The 26,202-nt window shown below is 52.5% G+C and carries 24 protein-coding genes; 8 read left to right on the forward strand and 16 right to left on the reverse strand.

Features of this window, described 5'->3' with window-relative positions:
• Positions 1-13 precede the first annotated feature (13 nt).
• From KNP03_RS04650 to KNP03_RS04670, 5 genes are all read right to left on the reverse strand, one after another.
• Positions 14-1,906, reverse strand: coding sequence for a polysaccharide biosynthesis protein (locus tag KNP03_RS04650; RefSeq protein ID WP_240544429.1), 1,893 nt, complete (start codon positions 1,904-1,906; stop codon positions 14-16).
• Between the two features lie 15 nt (positions 1,907-1,921).
• Positions 1,922-2,821: a UTP--glucose-1-phosphate uridylyltransferase GalU gene (gene galU, locus KNP03_RS04655; RefSeq protein ID WP_214825874.1), complete on the reverse strand. Its 900-nt coding sequence runs from the start codon at positions 2,819-2,821 to the stop codon at positions 1,922-1,924.
• Positions 2,822-3,035: 214 nt separating this feature from the next.
• Positions 3,036-3,803 carry a tyrosine-protein phosphatase gene (locus KNP03_RS04660; RefSeq protein ID WP_214825875.1) on the reverse strand — a complete coding sequence of 256 codons (768 nt, stop codon included), beginning with the start codon at positions 3,801-3,803 and terminating at the stop codon, positions 3,036-3,038.
• Between the two features lie 15 nt (positions 3,804-3,818).
• The gene (locus tag KNP03_RS04665; RefSeq protein ID WP_214825877.1) at positions 3,819-4,535 is read right to left on the reverse strand and encodes a CpsD/CapB family tyrosine-protein kinase; all 717 of its coding nucleotides are present in this window, start codon (positions 4,533-4,535) and stop codon (positions 3,819-3,821) included.
• Complete coding sequence (locus tag KNP03_RS04670) at positions 4,528-5,253, reverse strand: YveK family protein (protein ID WP_214825879.1); 726 nt, start codon at positions 5,251-5,253, stop codon at positions 4,528-4,530. The genes KNP03_RS04665 and KNP03_RS04670 overlap by 8 nt, the downstream gene beginning before the upstream one ends.
• A gap of 199 nt (positions 5,254-5,452) precedes the next feature.
• Between KNP03_RS04670 and KNP03_RS04675 the strand changes: the two genes are divergently transcribed.
• Positions 5,453-6,772 (forward strand): hypothetical protein, encoded by a 1,320-nt coding sequence (locus KNP03_RS04675; protein WP_214825885.1) that lies wholly within the window; start codon positions 5,453-5,455, stop codon positions 6,770-6,772.
• Between the two features lie 24 nt (positions 6,773-6,796).
• Positions 6,797-7,816: a UDP-glucose 4-epimerase GalE gene (gene galE, locus KNP03_RS04680; protein WP_214825887.1), complete on the forward strand. Its 1,020-nt coding sequence runs from the start codon at positions 6,797-6,799 to the stop codon at positions 7,814-7,816.
• A 22-nt stretch (positions 7,817-7,838) separates the two neighbouring features.
• Here galE and KNP03_RS04685 read toward each other — a convergent pair whose 3' ends face one another.
• From KNP03_RS04685 to KNP03_RS04705, 5 genes are all read right to left on the reverse strand, one after another.
• On the reverse strand, positions 7,839-8,183 hold the full coding sequence (locus KNP03_RS04685; RefSeq protein ID WP_214825889.1) for a hypothetical protein: 345 nt from the start codon (positions 8,181-8,183) through the stop codon (positions 7,839-7,841).
• A gap of 124 nt (positions 8,184-8,307) precedes the next feature.
• Positions 8,308-9,498 (reverse strand): alpha-amylase family glycosyl hydrolase, encoded by a 1,191-nt coding sequence (locus KNP03_RS04690; protein WP_214825891.1) that lies wholly within the window; start codon positions 9,496-9,498, stop codon positions 8,308-8,310.
• 78 nt (positions 9,499-9,576) lie between these two features.
• A complete protein-coding gene (locus KNP03_RS04695) occupies positions 9,577-10,500 on the reverse strand; it encodes an LCP family glycopolymer transferase (protein ID WP_214825893.1) in 924 nt (307 codons plus the stop codon).
• A gap of 105 nt (positions 10,501-10,605) precedes the next feature.
• Entirely contained in the window at positions 10,606-11,451 is an 846-nt protein-coding gene (locus KNP03_RS04700) for a YihY/virulence factor BrkB family protein (protein WP_214825895.1), read from the reverse strand.
• A 73-nt stretch (positions 11,452-11,524) separates the two neighbouring features.
• The gene (locus KNP03_RS04705) at positions 11,525-12,481 is read right to left on the reverse strand and encodes an LCP family glycopolymer transferase (RefSeq protein ID WP_214825897.1); all 957 of its coding nucleotides are present in this window, start codon (positions 12,479-12,481) and stop codon (positions 11,525-11,527) included.
• A gap of 418 nt (positions 12,482-12,899) precedes the next feature.
• On the opposite strand from KNP03_RS04705, the gene KNP03_RS04710 reads away from it, so the two are divergent.
• Together KNP03_RS04710 and gnd (KNP03_RS04715) are read left to right on the forward strand one after the other, a co-directional pair.
• Positions 12,900-13,112 (forward strand): hypothetical protein, encoded by a 213-nt coding sequence (locus KNP03_RS04710; RefSeq protein ID WP_214825899.1) that lies wholly within the window; start codon positions 12,900-12,902, stop codon positions 13,110-13,112.
• A 49-nt stretch (positions 13,113-13,161) separates the two neighbouring features.
• Positions 13,162-14,055 carry a phosphogluconate dehydrogenase (NAD(+)-dependent, decarboxylating) gene (gene gnd / locus KNP03_RS04715; protein WP_338082704.1) on the forward strand — a complete coding sequence of 298 codons (894 nt, stop codon included), beginning with the start codon at positions 13,162-13,164 and terminating at the stop codon, positions 14,053-14,055.
• 62 nt (positions 14,056-14,117) lie between these two features.
• Here the strand turns inward: gnd (KNP03_RS04715) and KNP03_RS04720 are convergent, their stop codons facing one another.
• The 6 genes from KNP03_RS04720 to KNP03_RS04745 all read right to left on the reverse strand — a co-directional run bounded on the left by KNP03_RS04720 (position 14,118) and on the right by KNP03_RS04745 (position 19,597).
• Positions 14,118-14,702, reverse strand: a complete 585-nt coding sequence (locus KNP03_RS04720; RefSeq protein WP_214825902.1) for a hypothetical protein — start codon at positions 14,700-14,702, stop codon at positions 14,118-14,120.
• Between the two features lie 41 nt (positions 14,703-14,743).
• On the reverse strand, positions 14,744-15,358 hold the full coding sequence (locus KNP03_RS04725) for a flavodoxin family protein (RefSeq protein WP_214825904.1): 615 nt from the start codon (positions 15,356-15,358) through the stop codon (positions 14,744-14,746).
• 81 nt (positions 15,359-15,439) lie between these two features.
• On the reverse strand, positions 15,440-16,450 hold the full coding sequence (locus KNP03_RS04730; protein ID WP_214825912.1) for an ATP-grasp domain-containing protein: 1,011 nt from the start codon (positions 16,448-16,450) through the stop codon (positions 15,440-15,442).
• A gap of 179 nt (positions 16,451-16,629) precedes the next feature.
• Positions 16,630-18,216 (reverse strand): FMN-binding glutamate synthase family protein, encoded by a 1,587-nt coding sequence (locus KNP03_RS04735; protein WP_214825914.1) that lies wholly within the window; start codon positions 18,214-18,216, stop codon positions 16,630-16,632.
• Between the two features lie 63 nt (positions 18,217-18,279).
• Entirely contained in the window at positions 18,280-18,666 is a 387-nt protein-coding gene (locus KNP03_RS04740) for a hypothetical protein (protein WP_214825916.1), read from the reverse strand.
• Positions 18,667-18,748: 82 nt separating this feature from the next.
• Complete coding sequence (locus tag KNP03_RS04745) at positions 18,749-19,597, reverse strand: MurR/RpiR family transcriptional regulator (RefSeq protein ID WP_214825923.1); 849 nt, start codon at positions 19,595-19,597, stop codon at positions 18,749-18,751.
• A gap of 171 nt (positions 19,598-19,768) precedes the next feature.
• Here KNP03_RS04745 and KNP03_RS04750 point away from each other — a divergent pair, with 171 nt between their 5' ends.
• The 4 genes from KNP03_RS04750 (at position 19,769) to gntK (ending at position 26,191) form a co-directional block, all read left to right on the forward strand.
• Positions 19,769-22,213 carry a bifunctional diguanylate cyclase/phosphodiesterase gene (locus tag KNP03_RS04750; protein WP_276313793.1) on the forward strand — a complete coding sequence of 815 codons (2,445 nt, stop codon included), beginning with the start codon at positions 19,769-19,771 and terminating at the stop codon, positions 22,211-22,213.
• Between the two features lie 137 nt (positions 22,214-22,350).
• Positions 22,351-23,232: a phosphogluconate dehydrogenase (NAD(+)-dependent, decarboxylating) gene (gene gnd, locus KNP03_RS04755; protein WP_214825925.1), complete on the forward strand. Its 882-nt coding sequence runs from the start codon at positions 22,351-22,353 to the stop codon at positions 23,230-23,232.
• A 99-nt stretch (positions 23,233-23,331) separates the two neighbouring features.
• The gene (locus KNP03_RS04760; RefSeq protein ID WP_214825927.1) at positions 23,332-24,675 is read left to right on the forward strand and encodes a GntT/GntP/DsdX family permease; all 1,344 of its coding nucleotides are present in this window, start codon (positions 23,332-23,334) and stop codon (positions 24,673-24,675) included.
• Positions 24,676-24,691: 16 nt separating this feature from the next.
• Entirely contained in the window at positions 24,692-26,191 is a 1,500-nt protein-coding gene (gene gntK / locus KNP03_RS04765; RefSeq protein ID WP_214825929.1) for a gluconokinase, read from the forward strand.
• The last annotated feature ends 11 nt before the right edge of the window (positions 26,192-26,202 follow it).

The following is a 26,202-nucleotide window of genomic DNA, read 5'->3' on the forward strand; positions in this document are numbered from 1 at the left end:
CACACTCCAAGCCTTAAACTGTTTCTTTTAAATGTGCTGTCTCGCTCTGTTCAACTAAATCAAGGCTATCATTGGCCCAGTTTACGAGGTACAAACTGAGTCCCTCACTTGTCATTAATTGATTCATGTTTTCTAGCTTCCCTTGTAAATCAGACTCTTCTGTAACAATCCCCGTGAAAATTTTCGGATAGACTGCCTCAGGGTGAACTTCCCCCTCCTTCAACAGCTCCTCATACATTTTCTCGCCAGGACGAATTCCACTAAACTGAATCGCAATCTGTTCTTCTGTAAAACCACTTAGTTGAATCATGTTACGTGCCAAATCTACAATTTTGACAGGTTCACCCATATCAAGAACAAACACTTCACCGCCATTCGCGAGCGTTCCCGCTTGAATCACGAGTCGACTTGCTTCGGGAATCGTCATAAAGTAGCGTGTCATATCAGGGTGTGTCACTGTAACCGGTCCGCCTTTTGCGATTTGTGATTTGAATAGCGGAATAACCGATCCACGGCTACCTAACACGTTACCGAATCGAACAATCGCATACTTTGTTTCACTCGATTTTGCCAAGTGCTGTACGACCATCTCCGCAATCCGTTTCGTTGAGCCCATCACGTTCGTTGGATTGACCGCCTTATCAGTCGAAATCATAACGAAGCGTGAGGCACCATACTCATCGGCCATCTCCGCAACATTTTTCGTGCCATAAATATTATTTTTCACCGCTTCGTGCGGGTTTGCTTCCATTAAAGGAACATGCTTATGCGCAGCAGCGTGGAATACGAGATGTGGCGAATACGTCATAAATACTTCTCGTAAACGATCGACATCCTGAATATCCGCGATAACCGGGATAAGTTCTGCCTTCACTTTTGCTTCGCGTAATTCTCGTTCAATTAGGTAGATACTATTTTCTCCGTGACCAAGAAGTATTAACCGGTCTGGTTTAAATTTTAAGATTTGGCGACAGATTTCGGATCCAATCGATCCCCCAGCACCTGTCACCAAAACAGTCTTCCCTTCGACCTCTGCTTGAATCCCTGTTATGTCTAACTCGACCGGCTCACGGCCGAGGAGGTCTTCAATGGAAACTTCACGCATCTGATTGACTGAAACTTTACCCGCAGCTACTTCTTCAATCATCGGAAGCGTATGTACATTCGTACAAACTTGTTTTGCCCGTTGAATGACTGCCAGTCGTTCCTGATAACCCATCGAAGGAATCGCAAATACAATCTTTTCAATCGCTTCACTCTCCACAACCTCTTCGAGTTGCTCGATTGTTCCGAGTATTGCGACATCATTCACGGTTAATGTTTGCAAATGTTTATTGTCATCAATAAAGCCCACTGGATTCATACGGTGATTATCTGAATGTTTCATCTGGCGAACCAGCATCCGTCCTGCTTGTCCGGCTCCAATGATTAACGTCCGTTTTTCGTCTTTTCCTTGCTTCATTTTTCGTCCACGCAATATTGAAAGTTGGTCCTGTCTCCACGTGATATAAATGCGCGACCCAAGACGAATGCCACCTAACATCAACAATGAAAGACTAAAACTTAGGAACAATATTCGTTCCATTGCTTCCCCGTACACGGCAAACTGAAGTATGTATAAAATGAGCGTGCTAGAGGCGAGTGTCAATGCTAAGCGAATTGCTTCCGTCATACTCGCAAATCGCCATGCGACACGATATAAGCGACTGAACCCTGCCATTACGATAAAGATGGCGCTGTACGAAATCGCCGTTTCCATAAAATGATTGCGATCGATATTTTGAATAAATTCTAGTGGATACAAGAAAAAATAAGAAATGAGCATCGCTGATAAGATTGCAACAATATCTAAAACAACAAGTACACCCGTACGCAAAGATTTTCTACCTAATTGGGGTATCGACAACTATTCTCCCTCCTTCTAAATAGTGATTTTTACTGTCGTTTGTTCTTCAATCAATTGTGTCATCATTTTTAATACATCTTCACGTAAATCTTCTCGATTCAATGCAAATTCGAGCGTCGTCTGAATAAACCCGAGTTTTTCGCCTACGTCATAGCGCTTGCCATCAAATTCATAAACAAACACATTTTGCATCTCATTCAATCTTGTGATGGCATCTGTTAATTGAATCTCACCACCAGTACCTGCCTTTTGTGTTTCTAAAAATTTAAAAATTTGCGGAGTGAATAGATAGCGTCCCATAATCGCTAGATTCGAAGGCTCAGTACCCGGCGCTGGTTTCTCTACGAATGATTCAACTTTATGTAACCCACCTGCAATCGACTCTTTTAGGTCGACGATGCCATAACGATGCGTTACTTCGCGAGATACTGGTTGGACTCCGATAATCGATCTCTCAGTCTTGTAATATTCCTCAATCAGCTGACGTGTGCATGGCACTTCCGCCTGAACAATATCGTCCCCCAACATAACAACGAATGGTTCATCGCCGACGAAAGCCTTCGCCTGGAGCACCGCATGACCGAGCCCCATCGGCTTCGATTGTCGAATGAAATGAATGTTGATATTCGTTGTTTCTTCAACGAGCGCTAAAAACTCTGACTTCCCTTTTTCAATGAGCGTCTGTTCGAGTTCCGGAACTGAATCAAAATGATCTTCGATTGCACGCTTGCCTTTCCCCGTCACGATTAGAATGTCTTCAATCCCTGAAGCGACTGCCTCTTCAATGATGTATTGAATTGTTGGTTTATCGACAATGGGTAGCATCTCTTTTGGCATCGCCTTCGTTGCCGGTAAGAAACGTGTCCCAAGACCCGCTGCCGGAATGACTGCTTTTTTTACTTTTTTAACGGTCATCATGCCCCTCCTATGAATAGTTATGTATAATTTCGTCAAATATAGAAAAAAGGATGTGAACAACATCCTTTTAAAATATATTTTAATAGTATCACGATTGACCCAACTTAAAAACCAAAGAAAGGGAATTAGTACCTAACTTTTCTCGACAATGTTCGACAATGGTCCTATTTTTATATATTCATTTACTTAAATTACAAAAAATAACGTGTTTTTATTTTTTCCATTTTCCTCGCCAATTTTTTGTGGGCAAGACAGGTGGATCGACGAAAACGAACTCATCTTTGATGACCGCTTCAGCGTTCGTCAGGAGGGTCTCCCATTTTTCGTGTCCGAGTTCGTTCGTTACCGCATCCTGTGCCGCTTCCCAATAAAATGTCCGACGACCCGTGCTATGGGCATCCGATGCGACGAGATGGCTGAGTCCATTTCGTAAAAATACAAAAGCGAGCTCTTGTACGGTTTGCCCGAATTCACCTGTAAGACTCCCCGTCGTCACTTGAGACAATGCACCTGACGAAACAAAATCCATCAAACGCTTCGGATTCGTCGCAAACTCTTTGTTGCGCTCTGGATGCGCGATGATCGGGGTATAGCCTTCCGCCTGCAAAGTGAAGAAAAGCTGTTCGGCATACGCCGGGACCGTGTCACTCGGGAATTCAACGAGGACATACCGGGATCCGGCAAGTGACAACGCTTTTCCATCTTCCAATGATTGTACGAGGTCGCCAAACACACGGATCTCTTGTCCCGGGTGCAGGTCAATCTTAATGTTTTCCTGGTTCAACACTTGTTGTAGATTGTCGACCGCTTTTTGAACATTTAAGTCTTCTGTCTCAAATTGCGGGTGAAACGCGTGAGGGGTAACCACAATCGCGGTCACCCCTTCTTGTGCTGCGCGTTTCGCCATCTCGACTGCTTGTTCGACTGTGCCCGGACCGTCATCGACGGCCGGAAGCAAGTGACAATGGATATCAATCATGGCGTGTCTCTCCTTTTATTCGTACGCATAATAATAGTAGTAATCGTCACTGCCCTGTGGTTCCCGCTTGTTCAATACGACCCCTAAAATGTGGGCATCTGCAAGCATCAACTGTTCTTTTGCTTTGACGACCATCTGCCGATCTGACTTGTCACATCCTACAACGAGGACGACACCGTCGACTTTTCGTGCGAGGAGTCGGGTATCCGCTACCTGCATCATTGGCGGGGCATCAAGAATAATCATGTCGTAGTGCTCTTTTAGTTCGGTGAGTACGCGGTCCATCATTTTTGAAGATAAGAGTTCTGACGGGTTCGGCGGAATCGGTCCCGCCGCCAACAAGTCCAAGTTTTCGACTTGTGTCGAATGGATTGCTTTCTCCATCGTCGTCTTCTTCGCAAGGACCGTTGAAAGTCCAATCCCGTTTGGAAGACGGAACGTGAAGTGTGCTGTCGGACGGCGCATGTCGCAGTCCATCAACAAGACACGTTTCCCTTGCTGAGCATAGACGACCGCAAGGTTTGATGACGTCGTCGATTTCCCTTCCCCTGAAGTAGAGGACGTGATGGCTACCGTTTGAAAATCTTCGTCAACCGCTGTGAATTCGAGGTTTGTCCGAATCGTCCGGTATTGCTCCGAGATGGGAGACTTCGGTTTATGGACCGTAATCAAGTCACGCCCGGTTTTATCATATTGAATCCGCTTGTTTTTCTTCTTAAACAACTTAAACATGGACCTCTTCACCTTTCGCTTTCGCTTGACGTTGTTGCATCATTTCGACACGCTCGATGACTGGAATCGACCCAAGCACAGGGAGTTCAAGAATCGTCTCGACATCCTGTTCCGTCTTGATTCGGCGGTCGAGCACCACTTTGAGAAACGCCATCGCCACCCCGATCATCATTCCGAGAACAGCTGCAATCGCTGTATTCAAGACAATGTTCGGTTTAACCGGGAACATCGGAACCGAGGCACTCGATAAGACTTTGACGTTATCGACACTCATGAGCTCCGGTACTTCTTTCGAGAAGACCCGGCTGATTTCGTTCGCGATATCCGTCGCGATAATCGGGTTCGTATGCTGGACGGTGATGTTGATGACTTGCGAGTTTTGCTCGCTGTTTACTGAAATCAAGTTCCCGATATTTTCCGGGGCACCGACGACGTTCTCCTGTACCTGCTCCAGAATAGCCGGGCTTTGGATAATGACTCGATATGTATTCACAAGCGTGATCGACGATTGGATCTGACTTGTATCGACCATCATATTGTTCTGTGATTGTTTAGGGGCCACCAGCACCTGAGTTGAGGCCTCGTACGTCGGGCTGATAATAAATGAACTGACCAAAAAGGCAATAATTGCCGCTAAAATCGTTAAACTTGAAATCAACCATTTGCTACGCTTTAAGATGGAGAACAATTCTCCTAGGGAAATCGTTTCTTCGTTCATATGTCCGTCCTTCTCTCCTTTAACCCTGTAAGGTAACTACTGGAAAAATCCCGCAGATAATATTTAAACTACCAATCCCAAAATATTATAGCAAAAATCCACTCCTCATGATGACCCAATTTTAAAAAAATGGGTTTTTTGCCATGTAAACTTTGTTAAACTTTTAATAGTAGAACTTATGAAAAGGAGGAGACCCGAAGTGCATGTAAGTGAGCGCCTACTCCAATTGTACGCAACGCTCGACACCAAAACGCGTGTGTCGATTCAACGACAAATCACAAGCAATTTAGCTGATGGAAAGCCACTTTCCGATTCATTTAATGAACTGACCGGCGAGACCGACGAGACGATTTCGAACGAGTCGAAGACGGCTGATGACTTCACATCCTGGCTTAAAAGCGGCAAGACAGACCTCATTTTTCTTTCTTATTACGTCGCGATCCTCGAGCGACATGACGAAAATCATTTACCTTTTTTTGAAAATGATGCAAACGCATCTGTTCCGAAACATTCCATTGAGGACGTTCCGACTCATCAAGGTCCATTTATTGAAAAAGAAGATTTATCCAGTCCAGCACCAATTCCGACGGACGAACCCTCTCTCCAACAAGAGCAAACCGATTCAGAATTATTAGCCGATCAGGCTGTCGCGACAACGCTCCTTCCTGATGAGGAACCGGTCCAACCGACCGTCAAACCACGTTACGTCGCCGAAACGCCGATGCCATCCCGCGCGGAACGTTTGAAGTACCAGCGTCATATCGAACCGGCCCGCCCGCGCCGGCGTCAAAGCGGTGGATTGATGATTGGGATCTTCATCACGATGATCCTGCTCGGCGGCGGCTATTTCGCCTACCCGCTACTCGCGGATCTGTTCAACACTTCGAATGAGACCGCAACGACGACACCTCCTGTCAAGGACGAACCTGTCGTGGCCGTTCCGGAAACGAACGACGTCTGGATCAATGTGAAGAACACGTCACTCTTGAGCGCCCCTGACAGCACGAACGTGACGTACATCGCGGATATCGGTGACCACTATCCGGTGCTTGAGGAACAAGAAGACTACATATTACTCGACCTCGGTACAGACGACTTAACAGCCTGGGCCAAAAAATCTGACGTGACGACCGAATGGACCGGGCCCGTACTGAGTGACCCGCAACTCCTCACCTGGATTCAGACGGGTGTCGACCAGACGTATATCGAAAAGTCCGCCGAAGATTACTTACAGATGACCGAGGAAGAATTGTATGCCGAAATCGGTGAACCGTTCGGTCGCGATGAAGACGCGTTAAACGACTACGCGTTTTATTCCGGCATCTTCTTCACCATTCAAAACGGCGAGGTGATGGCCATCGACTGGACGAACACCGGGCAGACAAAAGACGTCTTGCTTCAAATCGGTGAACCAACGTATGTGACCGAAGACGCCGTCGTCTTTGAAAGCGACCGCTATTCGCTCCGCCTGTTCATCGGCGCATCCGGCACGACCCGGATCCGTTTATCTGAGATTTAATTGACTAAAAGGAAAATGTAAAATATGAGTCCAACCATTCTCGTGACGGGCGGTGCCGGCTACATCGGTACCCATACCGTCCTGCAATTACTCGAGTCGAATCACGACGTCATCGTGATCGACAACTTATCGAACAGCCGCCGCGAGGCGTTGTCCCGCGTCGAGATGCTGACAGAGAAAGACGTGACGTTTTACGAAGGGGATATATTAGACCGTGCTTTGTTAGAACAGATCTTTTTGACTCACACGATCGATGCCGTCATCCACTTCGCCGGTCTGAAGGCGGTCGGTGAATCGGTCCGTGAACCGCTTCGCTATTATGAGAACAACGTCGTCGGCACGACCGTCCTGCTCGAAGTGATGCAGGCGTTCGATGTGAAACGGATCGTCTTCAGTTCATCGGCGACTGTATACGGGATGCCGGAGCGCACCCCGATCGACGAGTCGTTCCCGCTTCGGGCGACGAACCCTTACGGACGTACCAAGCTGATGATCGAGGACATGTTACGCGACGTCGCCGTCTCGGATGGCGATTGGAGCATCGCCCTCCTCCGTTACTTCAACCCAATCGGTGCCCACGTATCCGGTCAGATCGGAGAGGACCCGTTCGATGTCCCGAACAACCTGATGCCGTTCATCACGCAAGTCGCCGTCAGCCGACTCGATGAGTTGAGCGTGTTCGGTGACGACTACGACACACCGGACGGGACCGGTGTCCGCGACTACATCCACGTCGTCGACCTCGCCGAGGGTCACCTGAAGGCGCTCGATTATGTCATGAATCATACGGGTGCCGAGGCGTTCAACCTCGGGACCGGCACCGGCTATAGCGTGCTTGACCTCGTCAAGGCGTTTGAGGCTGAAAGCGGCCGTGCCATCCCGTACAAAGTGACGGCGCGCCGCCCCGGTGACATCGCGGCCTGCTTCGCCGATCCGACGAAGTCGAAGGAAGTACTCGGCTGGGAAGCACGTCATGACGTCCGCGCGATGTGCCGTGACGCCTGGAAATGGCAATCCCACAACCCGAACGGTTACCGTTCATAAGAAAAACCGGCTTACGCGAACCTCAAGGTTCTTTCGTAAGCCGGTTTTTTGTTTCCATTTCGACTTCTGCGTCCGCTTGGGACGGCATCAAACCGAAATCGAAGGCGACGATGAGTAACGCCACACCGATCAGCTTCCACGTATCGTTCAGGACGAACTCTCCGAACAGGTACCCGAAGACCGTGAAGCCGATGAAGGCGGAGTAGTAGACTCTTCGCCAGAGGGACCGGTATGCTGTCGCGCGCTCCCGGTCAAAGAAGTACATGACGACATAAACGGCTAGGGCAAGGAACAAGGTAGCGACCATCCAGTACAGAAATGATTGCATCGTGAGACGAAACAACATCAAAAACAAAGATGAATCCATGAAATCCGCTCCTTTGATGTACATTCTAAGTTGCGTAATAAATCCCTACATTTCCATTTTCTACCCAAATGATTCCATGCGTCAATACACCTATTGAATTTTCAGAACATTTGATTCAAAAGACCTAAATCTCGAGCCAAATATATCCGTACGGTGGGAGCGTCACCGCATCGACCGGCTCACCCGTGAATAAACTGGTCCCTTCTACGTGGAGCTCAACTTCGTCGGCACTGACATTTGTATACAAATGAATCGTCTCGCCCTCCATCTTCCGTTCGATCGCGAACAAACGAGTGTCCGTGTCAAGGACGCGCTGCGAGGCGTACGGGGACAACGCCCGTTGCACCCGCTTGACGTTCGCCTGACTGAGTACGCCCGAGAACAGTTTCAACCGCTCCCCATCCGTCTTCAAAGCATGGACGAGCGTGTCGCGGTCGGTCGGACCCGTTACCCCGAACACGGTCCGGTAGTCGAGCGACGGGATGCCTTGAAGCGAGAACAGGATGCTGTGGGCGGCGAGGATTGCCTCCGGCGGTGCCTCGACCAAGTTTTTCTCGAACGGGTCACGCTCGGCCGTCGACAGGAAATTAAAGTACGTCTTTCCTTCCGGCGGTGCATCGATCTTTCGGACACGATTGACGAGCCGCGTCGCGTCCCCTTGCGCGAAAGCAAGAATGATATGGCTCGCCAAATCGAAGTGACAGATTGCGTCAACTTCCTTGAAAAACGGATGGGCATCGTCCATCGCGTCGTCCGCGAGGATGAGCTGTCCGTTCGGTTTATAGTGATGCAGCACCTCATGCCACAGCGCGAGCACGTCTTTCACCTGCTCCGTCGTCATGCCCCGGAACGACCGGGCGTGGACACGGATCTTCGTCGCCCCGTAGGCGAGTCGTTCAATGAGGGCATTCGTCTCGGCGAGCACGTCGAACTGCCGCTCGTTGAAGATGACCGGGTCGAGGTCGTACATGAGACCGAAATCGTCTGCGAAATGCCCGAGGTCTTCATAAAGCCGGATGCGCGGGTCGACCGCGGTGTCCGTCTGCCGTCCGATGTAAGGGAAGAGCGAGACGAGGTATAAGTCACTCACCGAGGCCTGGACCTGACTTTCTAAAAACTCATAGAGCGCACCCATGTCGGGTCGTCCGTCTGTCGTCACGAGACTTGCGTCGACGAGGAGCACGTTCGTTTTTTCGTTCGGTCGGTCGCGGTCGTGCCAATGGTGCCCATCCCATTTATCAAACAGGCGGCGCCACTCGTCCCTTTCAGGGGTACCCCATTTTGTGATGATTGCGTCAATCCGGTTCCAGTCCATCTCGTTCCCTCCTTATCTCTTTATTTCTCCCACATCTCAAGCGTTTTGAAACACAAAAAAGCCGCCCGCGAGGACGACTTATTCCATCAAACGTTTCAATTCCTGTTGGACGTCAGCGAGCGAGGCGTCATCCGGATGCCAGTAATAGATGCCGTCCGACTCGAGTCCGCCGCTCCCTTCGATTTGAAGCGTGCCCGCGTTGCGGAACGCCTTCATATAGTCTTTTGAGAGCGCCACGAGCTCGTTGAACTCAAGGTTCGTCTTCGCCCGCTCCCCGACGACGTCAAGCAGCTTCGTCATCCGGTCGATCGAGAAGTCCGAGCGCCCTTTCTCGATCAGTGCCGTGATGACGTCACGCTGGCGGGCCTGGCGTCCGAAGTCACCGTTCGGATCATCATAGCGCATCTGCGTGTAAGCGAGGGCCGCGTCCCCGTCGAGGTTGACCTCCCCGACCGGGAAGGAATAGCCGTCCGAGTCGAAGGCGAACTTGTTCATGACCGTGATACCGCCGAGCGCGTCGACCGCTTCCGTGAAGGCGAGCATGTCCGCCTCGACGACGTAGTCGATCGGGATATCGAGTAAATCCTCGACCGTGTCCATCGCCATCTCGGCTCCGCCGAAGGCGTAGGCGTGGTTGATCTTGTCACGGACGCCCCGTCCGACGATCTCCGTCTTCGTATCACGTGGAATGCTGAGCATCGCCCCTTCATCCGTGTTTGGGTTGAGCGTCATGACGATGATCGAGTCACTCCGCCCCTGTTCCGTGCCGCGCCGGTCGATCCCGAGCAGGAGGATGGAGACCGAGCGCTCCTCCTCGATCGTTTCGACCTGTTTTCGCTCCGGGCTGATCTGTAGGTTGTCGTTCACTTTCGTCACCGTATCGCTCACCTCGTCGACCATCGACCAGACGAACAGTCCCCCGGCGACGAGCATGACGAAAAGGACGCCTAGCGTGATCCCGAGTATACGTTTCCACTTCGATTTCTTCTTTGGTTGCTCCATTTGGTCACACCTTCCCCCTAAAATAAAATGATAATATCCTTTTCCCACCAACTCCGTGGGATTATAGCATGTCCCCAAAAAATGCTAATCATTTCTTTCCCCTTTTTATGGGAAGTGACGCCTTCTTGGCTCCCGAATCATATGATGGGGCCAGGCGGCGTTGATCTCCGCGCCAATCAACATCGTCGCCGCCGTCAAATAAAGCCAGATCTGAAGCAGGATGACGACGCCAATCGTCCCGTATGTGTCCCCGAGGATCGAGAAGCGCTCGACGTAGATGCTGTACCCTGTCGACAACAGCTGCCATGAGATGACGGCGAAGACCGCTCCGGGGAGCGTCTCGATGAACCGGACTCGTTGCTGCGGGGCAATCTTATAAAAGAGCGAGAAGGCGAAGATCAATACGACGGTCGACACCGAATACCGGGTGAGCGTCGAGAGCCGGTCGAACTCCTCGACTTCCGGATAGAACGTATAGATGAGCTCGATGAACTCCTGACCGAAGACGTGAAAGACGATGAGGATGACCGCACCGATACTGCCGGCAAGGATGGTCAACACCCCGATCATGCGGCGCCAAAAGTAGTTCCGTGCCTCGGACTCCCCGTACGCAAAGACGGTCAGTTTGACGAGCCGGGCCGCCCCGTTCGAGGCCGACCAGAAAGCGAGGATCGCACTCACCGACAACAGGCCGCTGTTCAGTCGGCCGCTCACGTCGTAGACGATCGAGAGCATCTCCCGCACGCTCGAGCCCGGGACGAGCGTCTCGATCTGTTCGATCAACAGCGCCTCCTCTATCTGAAACCACGACATGACGGCGAAGAGGACGAAAAATGTCGGGAAGATGGCGAGAAACCAAAAGAACGCGAGCGTCGCGCTGTAATCGTTGATGTGATGGTCTTTAAAGCGATGCCGGATATCGATGGCGAGTCGGGTCAGTCTGTCGAGCACGCGGGTCACCTCTCTTTTCTTATATTATGCCACAAACAAAAGCACCCGATTCCGCTGAATCGGGTGCCGTCTGTCACTGTTCCATCAATTCACCGAGGTAGTCCTTCACGTCTTCGAGTGAGGCCTCGTCCGGATGCCAGTAATAGATGCCGTCGCTTTCCTTACCGCCGCTACCTTCGAGGCGGAGGACGTCCTGGTCTTTGAACGCTTCCATATAATCTTTCGATAACGTCCGGAGGTCTTTGAATGTCATGTTCGTCTTGGCGTTGTTGCCGAGGACGTCGAGCATGTTGTTGAAGCGGGCGATCGAGAAGTCGTCTTTCCCTTTCTCGACGAGCGCCGTGATGATATCACGCTGACGCTCCTGGCGACCGAAGTCGCCGTTCGGGTCGTCATAACGCATGCGTGTGTACGCGAGCGCTTCCGCCCCGTCGAGTTGGATCGAACCCGGGTTGAACGTGTATTCCCCTGACGTGAAGGCGAACTTGTTCGTCACTTCGACGCCACCGAACAGGTTGACCGCGTCCTGGAACCCTTTCATGTCCACTTCCGCCACGTAATCGATCGGGATGCCGAGGAAGTCTTCGACCGTGTCCATCGCCATCTCGGCACCACCAAAGGCATAGGCGTGGTTGATCTTGTCTTCCGTCCCTTTCCCGATGATCTCCGTTTTCGTATCGCGCGGGATGCTGAGCATCGCGCTCTTATCCGAGTTTGGGTTGAGCGTCATGACGATGATCGAGTCGCTCCGACCCTGTTCCTCGGCACGGCGGTCTACCCCGAGAAGCAGCACCGACGTCGGCTTCTTGTCGACAATCGTCTGCTGGTTCATCCGTTCTTCACTGAGACCGGCCGACTCGTTCAATCGATCGACCGTCGAATCCACTTGATTGTATAAATAAGCGGCCATCCCGACTCCGACGAGCAGGAACACCCCGATCACCAAGCCCGCAATGAGCGCGATTCGCTTAACGGGCGATACTTTTCTACGACGTTTCTTGACTCTTTTTTTAGGTTTTTGCTCTTCCATGACGTAGCACCTTTCCGAACCTGTATTGAATCATCCTGTGACACAAAGTTTATTCTAACACGCAGCACTTTCCGTTTTTCCCTAAAATTTATAAATTAGGTAAATGACGTCGGTAGCTGTCGAACCTTTCCTTATGTCATTCATCGGCAAATTGTATGGTTTTTTTACCCTCTCTGCCGATTCTCCTCTTCTATCCTGACTTTACCTGAACGCATTTATTCTTAATAGATGTGAAAAGTTGCACTTTCGTGTTCGGATTTGTAGGCATGTTGTACCGCATCGTGAAAGTTTAGTGGAAAATTTAGGACTGTTTCCTTATTTTCAGAAAACCGATTGGTACATTCGCATTATTTCTTGTAAAATATGGTTGAAACGTACTTGTATTGTCATTCCATACTATTAAAAAGGGGATTGGTCGATGCGTTATGTCGTCACGTGTTTTCTAGTAGAGCAAGAGGAGTGCGAGTTTATCGTCTATGGCAGTTCGAAATATGATGCGATCCAAACGTTTGAACAGACGCTGAAGATGAAGAATCCGATGAAGGACCACATCGATTTGAGTGACGGACGGAAAATCGAGATGAAGTCGATTCTCGCTTTCCGGGTCGATCCGGTCAAGCCGCTCTTTTGAATGAGCCCGATTTCGGGTAACCCTTTTACAGGACAACTTTTTAAAAGGGGTGGAACGAATGGAAATCGGGATGATCGGGCTAGGGAAGATGGGACTGAACCTCGCCCTGAATTTGACGGACTACGGTCACGAGGTCATCGGGTACGACCCGGGCAACGTGGCGACGAGTCAGTTCGAGACGAAAGCATCGTTAGAAGAAGTGGTCGAGGCACTGAAACCCCCACGCGTCGTCTGGGTGATGGTCCCTGCCGGCGAGGTGACCGAAAACGTGTTACAGACGTTACATGAGTTACTCTCACCCGGTGACATCGTCATCGACGGTGGGAATTCGAACTATAAACAGTCGATCCGACGCGCGGAACATTTCAAAGAAAAGCTCATCTATTTCTTTGACGTCGGGACGAGCGGGGGCATGGACGGGGCCCGCAACGGAGCCTGTACGATGATTGGCGGGGATTTGGAGGCGTTCGGCAAGATCGAGACGCTGTTCGACGACGTCTCGACCGATCACGGGTATTTGTACGCAGGCCCAAGCGGAAGCGGGCATTTCCTGAAGATGGTCCACAACGGGATTGAGTACGGGATGATGCAGGCCATCGCGGAAGGGTTTGAAATTCTCGAGAAGAGTCCGTTCGAATACGACTATGAAGAAGTTGCCCGTGTATGGAATCATGGTTCGGTCATTCGTTCATGGCTCATGGAGTTGACCGAGAGCGCGTTCCATAAGGACGAGAAACTGGACGGCATCCGGGGCGTCATGCATGCGTCCGGTGAAGGGAAATGGACGGTCGAGACGGCACTCGAGTACGACGTGCCGGCCCCGGTCATCGCACTGTCGCTCATGATGCGACAACGTTCGCTCGAAGAAGACACCTTCTCCGGCAAGGTCGTCGCCGCGCTCCGAAACGAGTTCGGGGGGCATGCGGTGGAGAAGAAAGAATAATCACATGAAAACCTCAGTCGTTCAGATAAATGAATGACTGAGGTTTTTCATGTGATTGAGACTCATATATTCACTTCTATCGTCTGTTCGTCCACTACTTCTCCATTCCGATAATACTGAATCCAAATCGTCCGTTGATGATAATTGATTTGATAGTAGACACCTAAAACATACCTGCAAATATATTCAGGTAATGCATACCCATCAAAATGCCAGTCATTGTCGTATGAGGGCCGTGTTAAAGCTTTCAAACGTTCCTGGTCAGTCATAATTGTCCGACTGCGTTCACCGGCACGATTTTTTACTTTTTTCATTTCGATTGCCACTAAATTGTCCTGCTGCGAAACTTCTCCCCGACTATGCACGATTAAGTCGCAAGTAACGCTTACCGCTTCATTTCTGTGATTGAGGATCCTTTTAATTTGACGATTGAAATTTCTGTTGTATTCCACATCCACATAGTATCGATCATAGCCTTCCAACCTTCTCAACCGGTCGTTGAGGTAAATCATGAGCTGACCACATAATGTCCTCTCTGATACACGACTGGCGATTAAATTTTCTTGTTCCCCTAAAAAACGCTCATTCGCTCCTTGAAACAGTTCAAGCATCTGTCTATATTGATGTAGATCCGGAAATGTATTCATTGCATGCTCCTTTCTTCATTCACTGACAGAATGATTTCCCGTCAGCGCATCGTATTCCCTTCTGCAGGAATCGGTGTTTTCTTCAACATCTTCGCGAAATGATAGAGGTTATACGCCATCGTCTTCGCGTGTGATTTCGTGAACGCATTGTCGCGGCCGGCATCGAGATAGGACGCTCCCGGACCCGCCTCCCCGACCCAGTACGTATCCACGTTCGGCGGCACGGTGAACCCGATATGGGACAGGCCGTACAAAATGGAGGCACACGCATGTTTCGCCCCGTCTTCGTTTCCCGTCACGACCACGCCGCCGACTTTATTGTAGTAGATGGCCTGTCCCTTCTCATTCTTCAATCCGCTCCCACCATACAACCGTTCGATGACTTGGGTGGCGACGCTACTCTTCTCACCGAGCCAAAGCGGCGTGCCGATGACGACGATCTCCGCTGCCTTCACCTTTTCAAAGATGACGGGCCATTCGTCTCCGGCGCCTTCATCTTCGGTGACCCCGAAGGCGACCTTGTAATCGACGACACGGACAATCTCCGAGTCGACCCCGAGTCTGTCCAAATGCGGGATCATGTCACGGATCAATCCTTCCGTGTGCGATCTCGTCTCGTCCCCTTTCAGCGTGCAGTTCAAAAACAATGCTTTCATCGTGATTCTCCTTCCTGTGTTGAACAGCGGTCTATGTACCAATAAGACACAGCCACCCGTTCTTCACGAGTGGCTGCCTAGTTATACACGGGACTCGACCTCAGCCGCCGGTCCGTCCATTCGTTTTCCGTCCGGTCCGATGCAGATGCTCGAATCAAAACGCAAAAAGATCAAACCGTCCTCGTAATCCTCGTGATACGTCAATTCCTGATCCAATAGTTGGGCGTACAGGTATTCACACGAATCCGCCCCGCTCTGAATGCTCATCGGCGCACCCCCGCCAAAACGCGGGTTCACCTCGATGTATTTGATGTCCTGACCGTCTTTCTTTAATTGGACAGTCAAATGTCCGATGCCGCCGAGGGCCGCGACAAGTCGCTTCACGTCCTCGATGATGACGCGGTCTTTTGTGATCTTCCCTTTTGAGACCTCTCCGCCACGTGTTTCCATGCGGAGACGTGGACAGACCGAGATGATCTTTCCGTTGAAGTCGACGAACACGTCCACCGTATACTCCTCACCCGTGATGAACTCCTGCAGGATCGGATCTTTGATCACGTTCAAGTAGGTCCGCAGTTCTCCCTCGTTGTTCACTTTGAATGTATGGATGCTGGCACTGCCGCTCTTTGGTTTGATGAACAAAGGAAACTGCATCTGGGTAGGGTCCAGTCCTTCGACCTCAATCATTCTCGGTGCACCGAATCCATGGTCTTCTAAAAAGCGTTGGAATCGGATTTTGTCCCGACAGATCTTGATGGATTCGACTGGAGAAATCAGGACGATGGCCCCCGTCTCCAATTCGATCATCTGTTTGTTCTCAGCCAACAGCAACAAATCCGTATCAATCGTCGGGATGACCAGGGAGACGTCCTCCTCCCGACAAACCGCCATGATGCGCCCGATATAGTCGGGGTGGCTGATTCGCGGCAATTGGACTGCACGATCTGCCATGAATAACGCCGGGGCATACTCCGAGACGTCCCCTGCGATGATGGTAGAAGCGATCCCGAGTCTCTCGGCAGCCTGTTTAAAAGATTGCACAAGTTCGACGCGTCTTCCGGCACTTAACAGCAAAACGTTATACCTTTTCATGTGAGACTCCCTTCTGTGATGCCTCATCGGTTGCGAAGAAAGACTGCTCCCCGAGAGATGTACGAGGTAATCGAAAAGGATGCCTTGTCAAAAAATCCAAGCATCCCATTCCGTTGATTGATTATACCCGCGCATCTTTTCAAATATGTCGGCGTTATGTTGATTTGATTGGGTTTTCCTTACTCTTTTTTATATCTTAATAGCGCCTCGATTGCTGCCGTCTCCCCGTCCGGATATTTATACAGGACGTGCTCCGCCGACAGTTTCGTCGGCGAATCCACCCCGGCGGCGGCCGCCATGTTATACAATCCTTCCCGTAGCGAGATGATGTAGTTCGTCACCCGGAAACTTTTCTCGTCGACGACGAGGGCACGCTGTAGTTTCGCGTCGGTCGTCGCCACCCCGACCGGGCAGCGGTTCGTGTGGCAGACCTGGGCCTGGATGCACCCGACGTTGAACATGAGTCCCCGGGCGATGTTGACGAGGTCCGCCCCGAGCGCAAGGGCGATCGCAATCTTGTCCGCCGTGATCAGCTTGCCGGAAGCGAACAGCTTGACCCGGTCCCGGAGACCGTGCTCGACTAGGAGACGATGTACAAACGGAAGGGCCGCCTTGAGCGGCAGACCGACCGTGTCGGCGAGTTCGAGATAGGTCGCCCCCGTCCCGCCCTCGCTCCCGTCGATGGTAATAAAGTCAGGCACGCGGTTCGACGCCGCCATCTCGATGACGAGCGACTCGATGTCCTCGAGCTTTCCGACGACGAGTTTGATGCCGACCGGTTTGCCCCCGATCTCACGGAGCTGTTCGACGAAGGCGAGCATCTCATCATTCGTCTTGAACTGGGAAAAGCGGTTCGGGCTGTCAATCGTCTCCCCGGCCTTCACTTTCCGAATGCGGGCAATCTCGGGCGTGACTTTCGAGCCGTCAATATGTCCCCCACGCGTCTTCGCGCCTTGGGCGAGCTTCAGTTCAAAAGCACGCACTTGCGGGATCTCGCTCTTCTCTTTGAACGCCTCGACCGAGAACGAACCGTCCTCGTTTCGGACACCGAAGAGCGCCGGTCCAATCTGACAGATAATGTCGACGCCGCCTTTCAAATGATACTCAGAGAGCCCCCCTTCCCCCGTGTTCATCCACGTCCCTGTCGCCCGACCGAGTCCAATCGACAGGGCCGAGATCGCCCGTTCCCCGAGTGAGCCGAAACTCATCGCCGACTGTCCGATCAGTCCGCGTACCCGGAACGGCTCCCGGCATGTCCCTTCGCCGATGATGATTGCATCTTCTTCCCGCAAGAGATATGGCGAGACGTCCCGTTCGACGAGATGTTCTTTCCGTGTGAACAAGTTATTCTCATCGACCTCATACAGCCACGTCCGGACTTTGTTCCGGTTGTCGATCCGGAGCTCCTCCCGGTTCGTCGGGAAGAGGACGTTTTGCAGGTAAAAGCCTCCTTCCTCGAAATCACGCTCGGATCCGAACCCGATGATGCGGGATTTATACTTCCCGGAAATGACGGCCGCCTCATAGTCGTTCCGCGAAAACGGCTTTGCTTCATTGTCGTTCAAAAATAAGTACTGCCGGAGTTCGGGACCGATCATCTCGAACACGTAGCGCATCTTCCCGAGAATCGGAAAGTTACGAAGGACGGCATGCTCCCGTTGATGCCGGTCACGCCGCCAGATATAGAAGACGAACAAGAGCGGGGTCGACATCATGATGACGAGAAGCACCAGCAAAATCGCGAGCATCGATGTGTTTAAGGCCATCTTTTCTCCTCCTTCATTCGAAATCAAAAACACCCCGTCCCCGATAAAGGGAACAGGGTGCCGTCAAGCGTTCGGGATGGTCACTCCGTCAAACTGTTCGTTCCGGCAAAGCGTGATGGCTTGCATCGCAAGCTTATAATCCTCTGTCGAAAGGGAAATCAGCTCGGTCGGGAGGACCCACTCTTTATGGTTATATAGATGAATCACGAGTTTCGCGAGGACGAACTCCTGTTTCGTAAATGTATTCTCATCGATAATCGTCGATGTGCGAATCTTTCCTGCTTCCAGATCCATGTAAGGGAGCAAATGGTCCCGTACATGTTCGTTTCCGGCGATGACGTAGAGCGCAGCAAAATATTCCCGTCCGGTGTTTCCGGGATCCGTGAGCCGTTGCGCCAACCGTTTGAACTCGTTGTAATGGTCGGTAGACAAAAAATCGATATGGTTCATCGGTACACCTCTCTCTATAGGCCTCGCGCTACTCTCAAGGTTTATAATTTCCACCTTTTGACGGAACCTAACCCTCTTTTCGTCAGATTCGACGCATCGAGATCGCCTCACGCATTTGTTGAAGGGACGTCCGTGCCGCCTCCCCGCGACGCATCATGACGACCGTGAACAAGGCGTCGATCAGACTGAGCTCCGCGATCCGCGAGGCGAGCGCCTCCGATCGGAAAGCCGTCTCTTGCGATACCGTATATAAGGAAACGTCGGCGAGCTTCGAGAGCGGCGACTTCGCATAGTTCGTGATCGCCACCGTCGGAATCCCCCGCTCTTTGAGCAGCTTGGCGATGTCGAGCGTCTCTTTCGTCGCTCCTGAGTGCGAGATGAGGACCGCGACATCTTCTGTCGTCAGTTGTGACGCCGACATGAGCTGCATGTGCGACTCGAGGTTCGCCGTGACGAAGAGACCGCTCCGGACGAATTTGTGGTAGGCGTCCAAGGCGACGACGGCCGACCCGCCGTTTCCGAAAAATTCGATGCGGCGCGCCGAAAGCATCAGCTCAGTCGTCCGCTCGAGTGCCTCACCGTCCAGGATTTGCCGGGTCGACTCGATCGTTTTCCCGTTCGTCGCAAAAATCTTCTCGGCGATCTCGAGTACCGTGTCCTCCGGCGTAATGTCTTCATGGATGTCCTGTAGCGGTGCGACGATATCCGAGGCGAGCGCGATTTTCAGCGCCTGATATCCTTTAAAGCCGACACGCTGGCAAAAACGGAATACGGTCGACTCGGCGACGTCGAGGTCGTCGGCGACCTGGTTGATCGTATGGTGAATGATTTGTTCCGGTTGTTTCAAAATATAATCGGCAATGCGTTGTTCCTTTTTACTCAGTGTCGAATAGGCGCCGCGGATGCGGGCCGTCCCGTTCATCGTCTCCATTTTGGAATCACCCTTTCTCTCCTTTTACGATACCGTTTCGAAAAAAATTCCGCAATGTGCGACCTGCAGAAACCATTGACCCGCCTTGAAAAAATGAGGATTCGACAATTTTGTGAATGTGCTACGCTAGGAAAGCATTTTTGAATTTGTTCACTCATTGTACTATTTGAATTGAAAGGACTGTTATCCATCGAACATCACCTCAGTAGCTCCTATAACATCACACTCGTCATTCTGTCCGTCGCGGTAGCCATCTTCTCCGCAACGATTTCGCTCGATATAAGCAGTCGTTTAAAATATGCCAAACACGCCTCACGCCTCCGTTGGGTGAGCGCCGGCGCGTTCAGTCTCGGACTCGGGATTTGGGCGATGCATTTCATCGGCATGCTGGCGTTTCATCTTCATGTCGACGTCTCCTATCATCTCGGCATCGTGTTCGTCTCGATCGTTCCGGCCGTCATCTCGTCTGCTCTCGCCTTCTGGATGATCAGTCACCCGACAACTCGCCCGCATCAGCTCGTCATCGGTGCGGTCTTCATCAGTCTCGGGATCGTCTCGATGCATTATATCGGGATGGAGGCGATGCAGATGGACGCGGTGCTTTCGTATGACCCGGTCATGTGGACGGCTTCCGTTGTCGTGGCATTCGCCGCCTCGCTGGTCGGTCTCTATATCCTGTTCTATTTGCCGAACATCCCGCGCTTCCACTGGCGCCGTGTCGTCTGCTCGGTTTTGATCGGTTTGGCCGTCTCGGGCATGCACTATATCGGGATGAGTGCCGCCCGCTTCACCCCGCTTGACGCGCCGGCCGCTTCGAACAGCGGCTACTCGGTCGACAGCACCCTGCTCGCCTATGTCATCGCCGCAAGCGTCATGACGCTGTTTTTGCTTCTTTACATTTCGATTCGGACCGCGACACAAATCGAGGTGCAGTCCGAAGCGTTCGAACTCAAATTTGAATCGGTCATCGAATCCGCCTCTGACGCGATCATCGTCGCCGACCAGGACCGCCGCATCATCCAGTGGAACCATGGCGCCGAGCAACTATTCGGCTACCCGTCTGAAGAGATGATTGGGGCCTCCATCGTCACGATTATCCCGGAACGGTTTCGGGAAGCGCACGAACGGGGGATGGCCCGCTACAAGGAAACGAAAGAAAAACGTGTCATCGGTCAGACGGTCGAGCTGATCGGCCTTCAAAAAGACGGATCGGAGATCCCAATCGAGATGTCGCTCGGCACATGGGAGACCGATCAAGGTGTCTTCTTCAGCAGCATCATCCGGGACATCAGTGAACGGAAACGGATCGAGGCGCAAATCAACGACCTCGTCTATTTGGACCCGCTCACCGGACTCCCGAACCGTCGCCTCTTCAGTGACCGGCTCGATGCCCTGCTCGGACAAGCTCAAAAAGAACCGTTCGCTCTCTTTTATATCGATTTGGACAACTTTAAAGTGATCAACGACCGTTTCGGTCACTCGATCGGTGATCAGTTCTTAAAACAAGTGACATCCCGGATCCAATCGGTGATTCAAAAGACGGACACGCTCGCCCGGCTCGGAGGAGACGAATTCATCCTCCTCGCTCCAAAGACGGGCAGCAGCCTCGCCGCCCACCGTGCCAAGGCGTTGCTTGATGTCCTGCTCCCGTCCTTTACGTTGGAACAAGATGAAGTATTCACCGGGGCATCGATCGGCATCAGTCTCTATCCGTCAGACGGAGAGTCAGCGGAAGAGCTGATCAAAAACGCCGACATCGCCATGTACCGGGCGAAGGCCGACGGCAAGAACGGCTATCAGTTCTTCACGGATGAACTGAACGCGTCCGTTTCGAGACGGTCAAACTTGTCGATGGCGCTCCGGAAAGGAATCGACCGCGGAGAATTCACCGTCCATTACCAGCCACAGATCAGTCTCGACTCCGAGACGGTCATCGGCGTCGAGGCACTCGTCAGATGGACGCACCCCGAGTACGGCTTCATCTCCCCCGGGGAATTCATCCCAATCGCAGAAGAGACCGGAAGCATCCATCGCCTCGGCGAGTTTGTCCTGAACGAGGCCTGTCGCCAGACGAAGGCGTGGCAGGATGCGGGCATCGATCCGTTCCGCGTCGCCGTCAACATCTCGGCTGTCCAGTTCGCACAAAAGGATTTATCCGACGTCGTCGCCCGGGCACTCGACATGTCCGGACTCGAGCCGCAGTACCTGGAGCTCGAGCTGACCGAGAGCGTCATCCAGAGCGCCGACCGGGCCATCGAGACGATGAATGAACTCGTCGCCCTCGGGATCCACTTATCGATTGACGACTTCGGTACGGGCTATTCGTCGCTCAGCTACCTGAAACTCTTCCCGATCGATACGCTGAAGATTGACCAACACTTCACGAAAAACATCGAGAACGATTTGAAAGACGCCGCGCTCGTCAAAACCATCATCCGGATGGCGCACGAGCTCGGATTGAACGTCATCGCCGAAGGTGTTGAGACGGAGCAGCAAGTCGCCTTCCTGAAAGCCGAATCATGCAATCAGGCACAAGGGTATTACTACAACCGTCCGCTCCCGGCAGACGAAATCGAACGATTTTTCCGCACACACCGTCAAACGATTCAAGGCTGATGACCCCCGACCTTCTTCATGGAGGTCGGGTTTTCATATAGAAAAAGAAAAAAATTCCGTAATTAAACTTGAAAATCGAAATTATTTTGATATGATGATGGAGAGACGGAAAAAAATTCTTTTTCAGAGGTGAAAAAATGGAAATCGGTTTGATTGGATTAGGAAAGATGGGTTACAACTTGGCGCTCAATTTGAGCGACCACGGGCATACCGTCATCGGGACGGACGTCGGGGACGTCACGTCGGAGGCGTTCACCATCGTGTCGTCGATCGAGGACGTCATTGACCAGTTGTCCACACCACGCGTCATCTGGTCGATGGTCCCGGCAGGAGAGGTCACAGAGCAGGTGCTCGCCGAGCTGTATGACCGACTCGAACCTGGTGACATCGTCATCGACGGCGGGAACTCGAATTACAAGCTGTCTGTCGCTCGGGCGGAACAGTTCGCCGAGAAAGACATCAAATTCTTCGACTGCGGCACGAGTGGCGGAACGGACGGTGCCCGAAATGGCGCCTGCACGATGATTGGCGGGGACAAGGAGGCATGGCCGACCATTGAGCCAATCTTCAAGGACTTGTCGGTCGAAAAAGGCTACTTGTACACAGGACCTGCCGGTAGCGGTCATTTCCTGAAGATGATTCATAACGGCATCGAGTATGGCATGATGCAGGCAATCGCCGAAGGGTTCGACATCTTGGAGAAGAGCCCGTTCGACTACGACTACGAACAAGTCGCCCGCGTCTGGAACAACGGCTCGGTCATCCGCTCGTGGCTCATGGAGTTGACGGAGAGCGCCTTCCAAAAAGATGCCAAGCTCGATGACATCCGTGGCGTCATGCACTCGTCCGGCGAAGGCAAATGGACAATCGAGACGGCACTCGACCTGCAGGCAGCGGCACCGGTCATCGCCTTGTCGCTCATGATGCGCTACCGGTCGCTCGAGGAGGACACGTTCTCCGGCAAGGTCGTCGCCGCGCTCCGTAACGAGTTCGGGGGCCATGCCGTCGTCAAGAAGTAAACAGGATTTTAGAATGGGGAAAGGAAAGGGTCAGGGGCTGGCCTTTTCCTTTATGAAAAGCTGTAAACGGTTACAACACATTCAAAGGGGGAACTACATATGTCTGGCTCTACATTGATTTTAATCGCCTTAGCAGGCATTTTTGCACTTTTATTCTTAGTTATCCGCACGAAATTACACGCATTCGTTTCACTCCTGCTCGTCAGTCTTCTCGTCGGAGTCGCGGCAGGCATGCCACTCGGGGACGTCATCGGCTCCATCCAAAACGGGATGGGCGGCACGCTCGGCTTCGTCGCCGTCGTCGTCGGTCTCGGCGCCATGTTCGGGAAGATGCTTGAAGTATCAGGCGGTGCCGAACGACTCGCCCAGACACTCGTGAACAAGTTCGGTGAAGACAAAGCGCAATGGGCGCTCGGGATCACCGGATTCATCGTCGCCGTCCCGGTCTTCTTCGATGTCGGCTTCATCATTTTGGTACCGATCGTCTACGGACTTGCTAAAAAGACAGGTCGCTCGCTTCTTTACTATGGTATTCCGCTCCTCGCCGGTCTCGCGGTCACACACAGCTTCATCCCACCGACACCGGGTCCGATTGCCGTCGCCAACTTGATTGGTGCCGACCTCGGTTGGGTTATCTTGTTCGGTGCGCTCGCCGGGCTCCCAGCCATGATTTTAGCCGGACCGGTTTTCGGGAAGTATATCGCTAAGAAGATTCATGTCACGATTCCGGACTATATGGAGTTCGAACCGTTGGATGACTCAAAAGAATTGCCGAGATTCAAATTGATCGTCTCGCTCATCTCAATCCCGCTCGTCCTGATTCTCGCGAACACGTTATCTGCGGTATTGTTAGAAGAAGGAAACACAGTCCGTTCGATCCTGACGTTCCTCGGACACCCGTTCGTCGCCTTGACGATTGCGACGCTCCTGACGTTCATCTTCCTCGGGACACGCCGTGGTTATTCACGCAACGAAGTACAGGAGATCGCGACGAAAGCACTCGAACCGGCCGGGATCATCATTCTCGTCACGGGTGCCGGCGGCGTGTTCAAGCAAGTGTTGATCGACTCAGGCGTCGGCGAAGTGCTCGGGAACATGATGGCCGACTCTCCGCTCCCAGCCATCGTCCTCGCCTTCTTGATTGCGACCGTCGTCCGTGTCGCCCAAGGGTCGGCGACCGTCTCGATGGTCACAGCGGCTGGACTCATCACGCCGCTACTTGAAATTCAAAACATCACAGGGGCTGCACTCGGCTTGATCGTCATCGCCATCGCGTCTGGTGCGACCGTGCTCTCGCACGTGAACGACTCAGGATTCTGGCTCGTCAACCGCTACTTCGGGCTCGATGTGAAAGATACGCTCAAATCATGGACGATCATGGAGACCATCATCGGACTCACCGGCTTCGCGGTCGTGTTCTTGATCAGTTTGTTCATTATCTAAGTTAGGAAGTGACTGCATGTATACAATCGGTGTCGATATCGGGACGACGAGCACGAAAGCCGTCCTGTTCGAAAACGAAACCCAACTGGCGGTGCACAACGTGTTGTACCCGCTCCTCACTCCCGATACGGAGACGGCCGAGCAAGATCCGGTCGTCATCTACGGGGCCGTGCTTGAAGCGATCAGCTCCGTCCGGGCCAAGGCGGATGGACCGGTCCGTTTCGCCTCGTTCAGCTCGGCGATGCACAGCTTGATCGCCCTCGATGAACACGGTCACCCGCTCACGAACAGTATCACCTGGGCGGACAGCCGGGCGAACGGCTATACGAAAGAAATCAAACGCGACTTCGATGCGACGGGGCTCCATATGCGGACCGGCACACCGGTGCACCCGATGGCCCCATTATCCAAGCTCCGCTGGATGAAGCACGAGATGCCCGACCTGTTCGAGCGGGCGGCAAAGTTCGTCTCGATCAAAGAGTACGTCTTCTACCGTCTGACGGGTCACTTCGTCGTCGACCACTCCATCGCCTCGGCGACGGGCTTGTTCAATCTGAAGGAAACAGATTGGGACACGGAAGCGCTCGCCATCGCCGGCGTCACTCCGGACCGTCTGTCGACGCTCGTCCCGACGACCGCGATCCTGTCTCTTAAAGAAGACATCGCCGACATGCTCGGTTGGGACTTCCCGCTCGTCATCGGGGCGAGCGACGGGGTACTCTCGAACCTTGGGGTCGGGGCGTTTGAACCGGGTGTCGTCGCCGTGACCGTCGGCACGAGTGGTGCCATCCGGACAGTCGTCCGCGAGCCGGTCGAGGATGCGAAAAGCCGGATCTTCTGTTATGCCTTGACCGACAAGCATTGGGTCATCGGGGGCCCCGTCAACAACGGCGGGATCATCCTGCGCTGGCTCCGCGACGAGTTCGCGGCGAGTGAGGTCGAGACCGCGAAACGGCTCGGGATCGATGCGTATGACGTGTTGACCCGAATCGCCGAGACGGTCAAGCCGGGGGCTGACGGTTTACTCTTCCATCCGTATTTGATGGGCGAACGGGCCCCGTTATGGGATTCAAACGCACGCGGTTCTTTCTTTGGGCTGAGCATCCATCATAAGCGCGAGCACTTTATCCGCGCCGTGCTCGAAGGGGTCATCTTCAACCTGTACACGGTCATGTTGGCACTAGACGAGATGACGGGTGCACCGAGCCGAATCCATGCGACGGGCGGTTTTGCCCAATCGAAGCTCTGGCGCCAGATGATGGCTGACATCTTCGACACGCCGGTTGTCGTCCCGGAGAGTCATGAGAGCTCGTGCCTCGGTGCGGTCATGCTCGGGCACTATGCGTTCGGCGACATCGACGACTTCACCGCCGTCCCGCAAGTGACCCATGAACATCGTCCGGATGCTGAAGCGACGAGCATTTATCGGGAGCTGTTGCCGATCTACATTCGGCTGTCACGCCACTTCAAGGAAGAGTATGATGCCATCTCCGCGTTTCAGCGGAAGCATGTATGAGAAAAGCCGAG

Origin of the sequence: Exiguobacterium algae (assembly GCF_018617875.1) — a bacterium.
Taxonomy (GTDB): Bacteria; Bacillota; Bacilli; order Exiguobacteriales; family Exiguobacteriaceae; genus Exiguobacterium; species Exiguobacterium algae.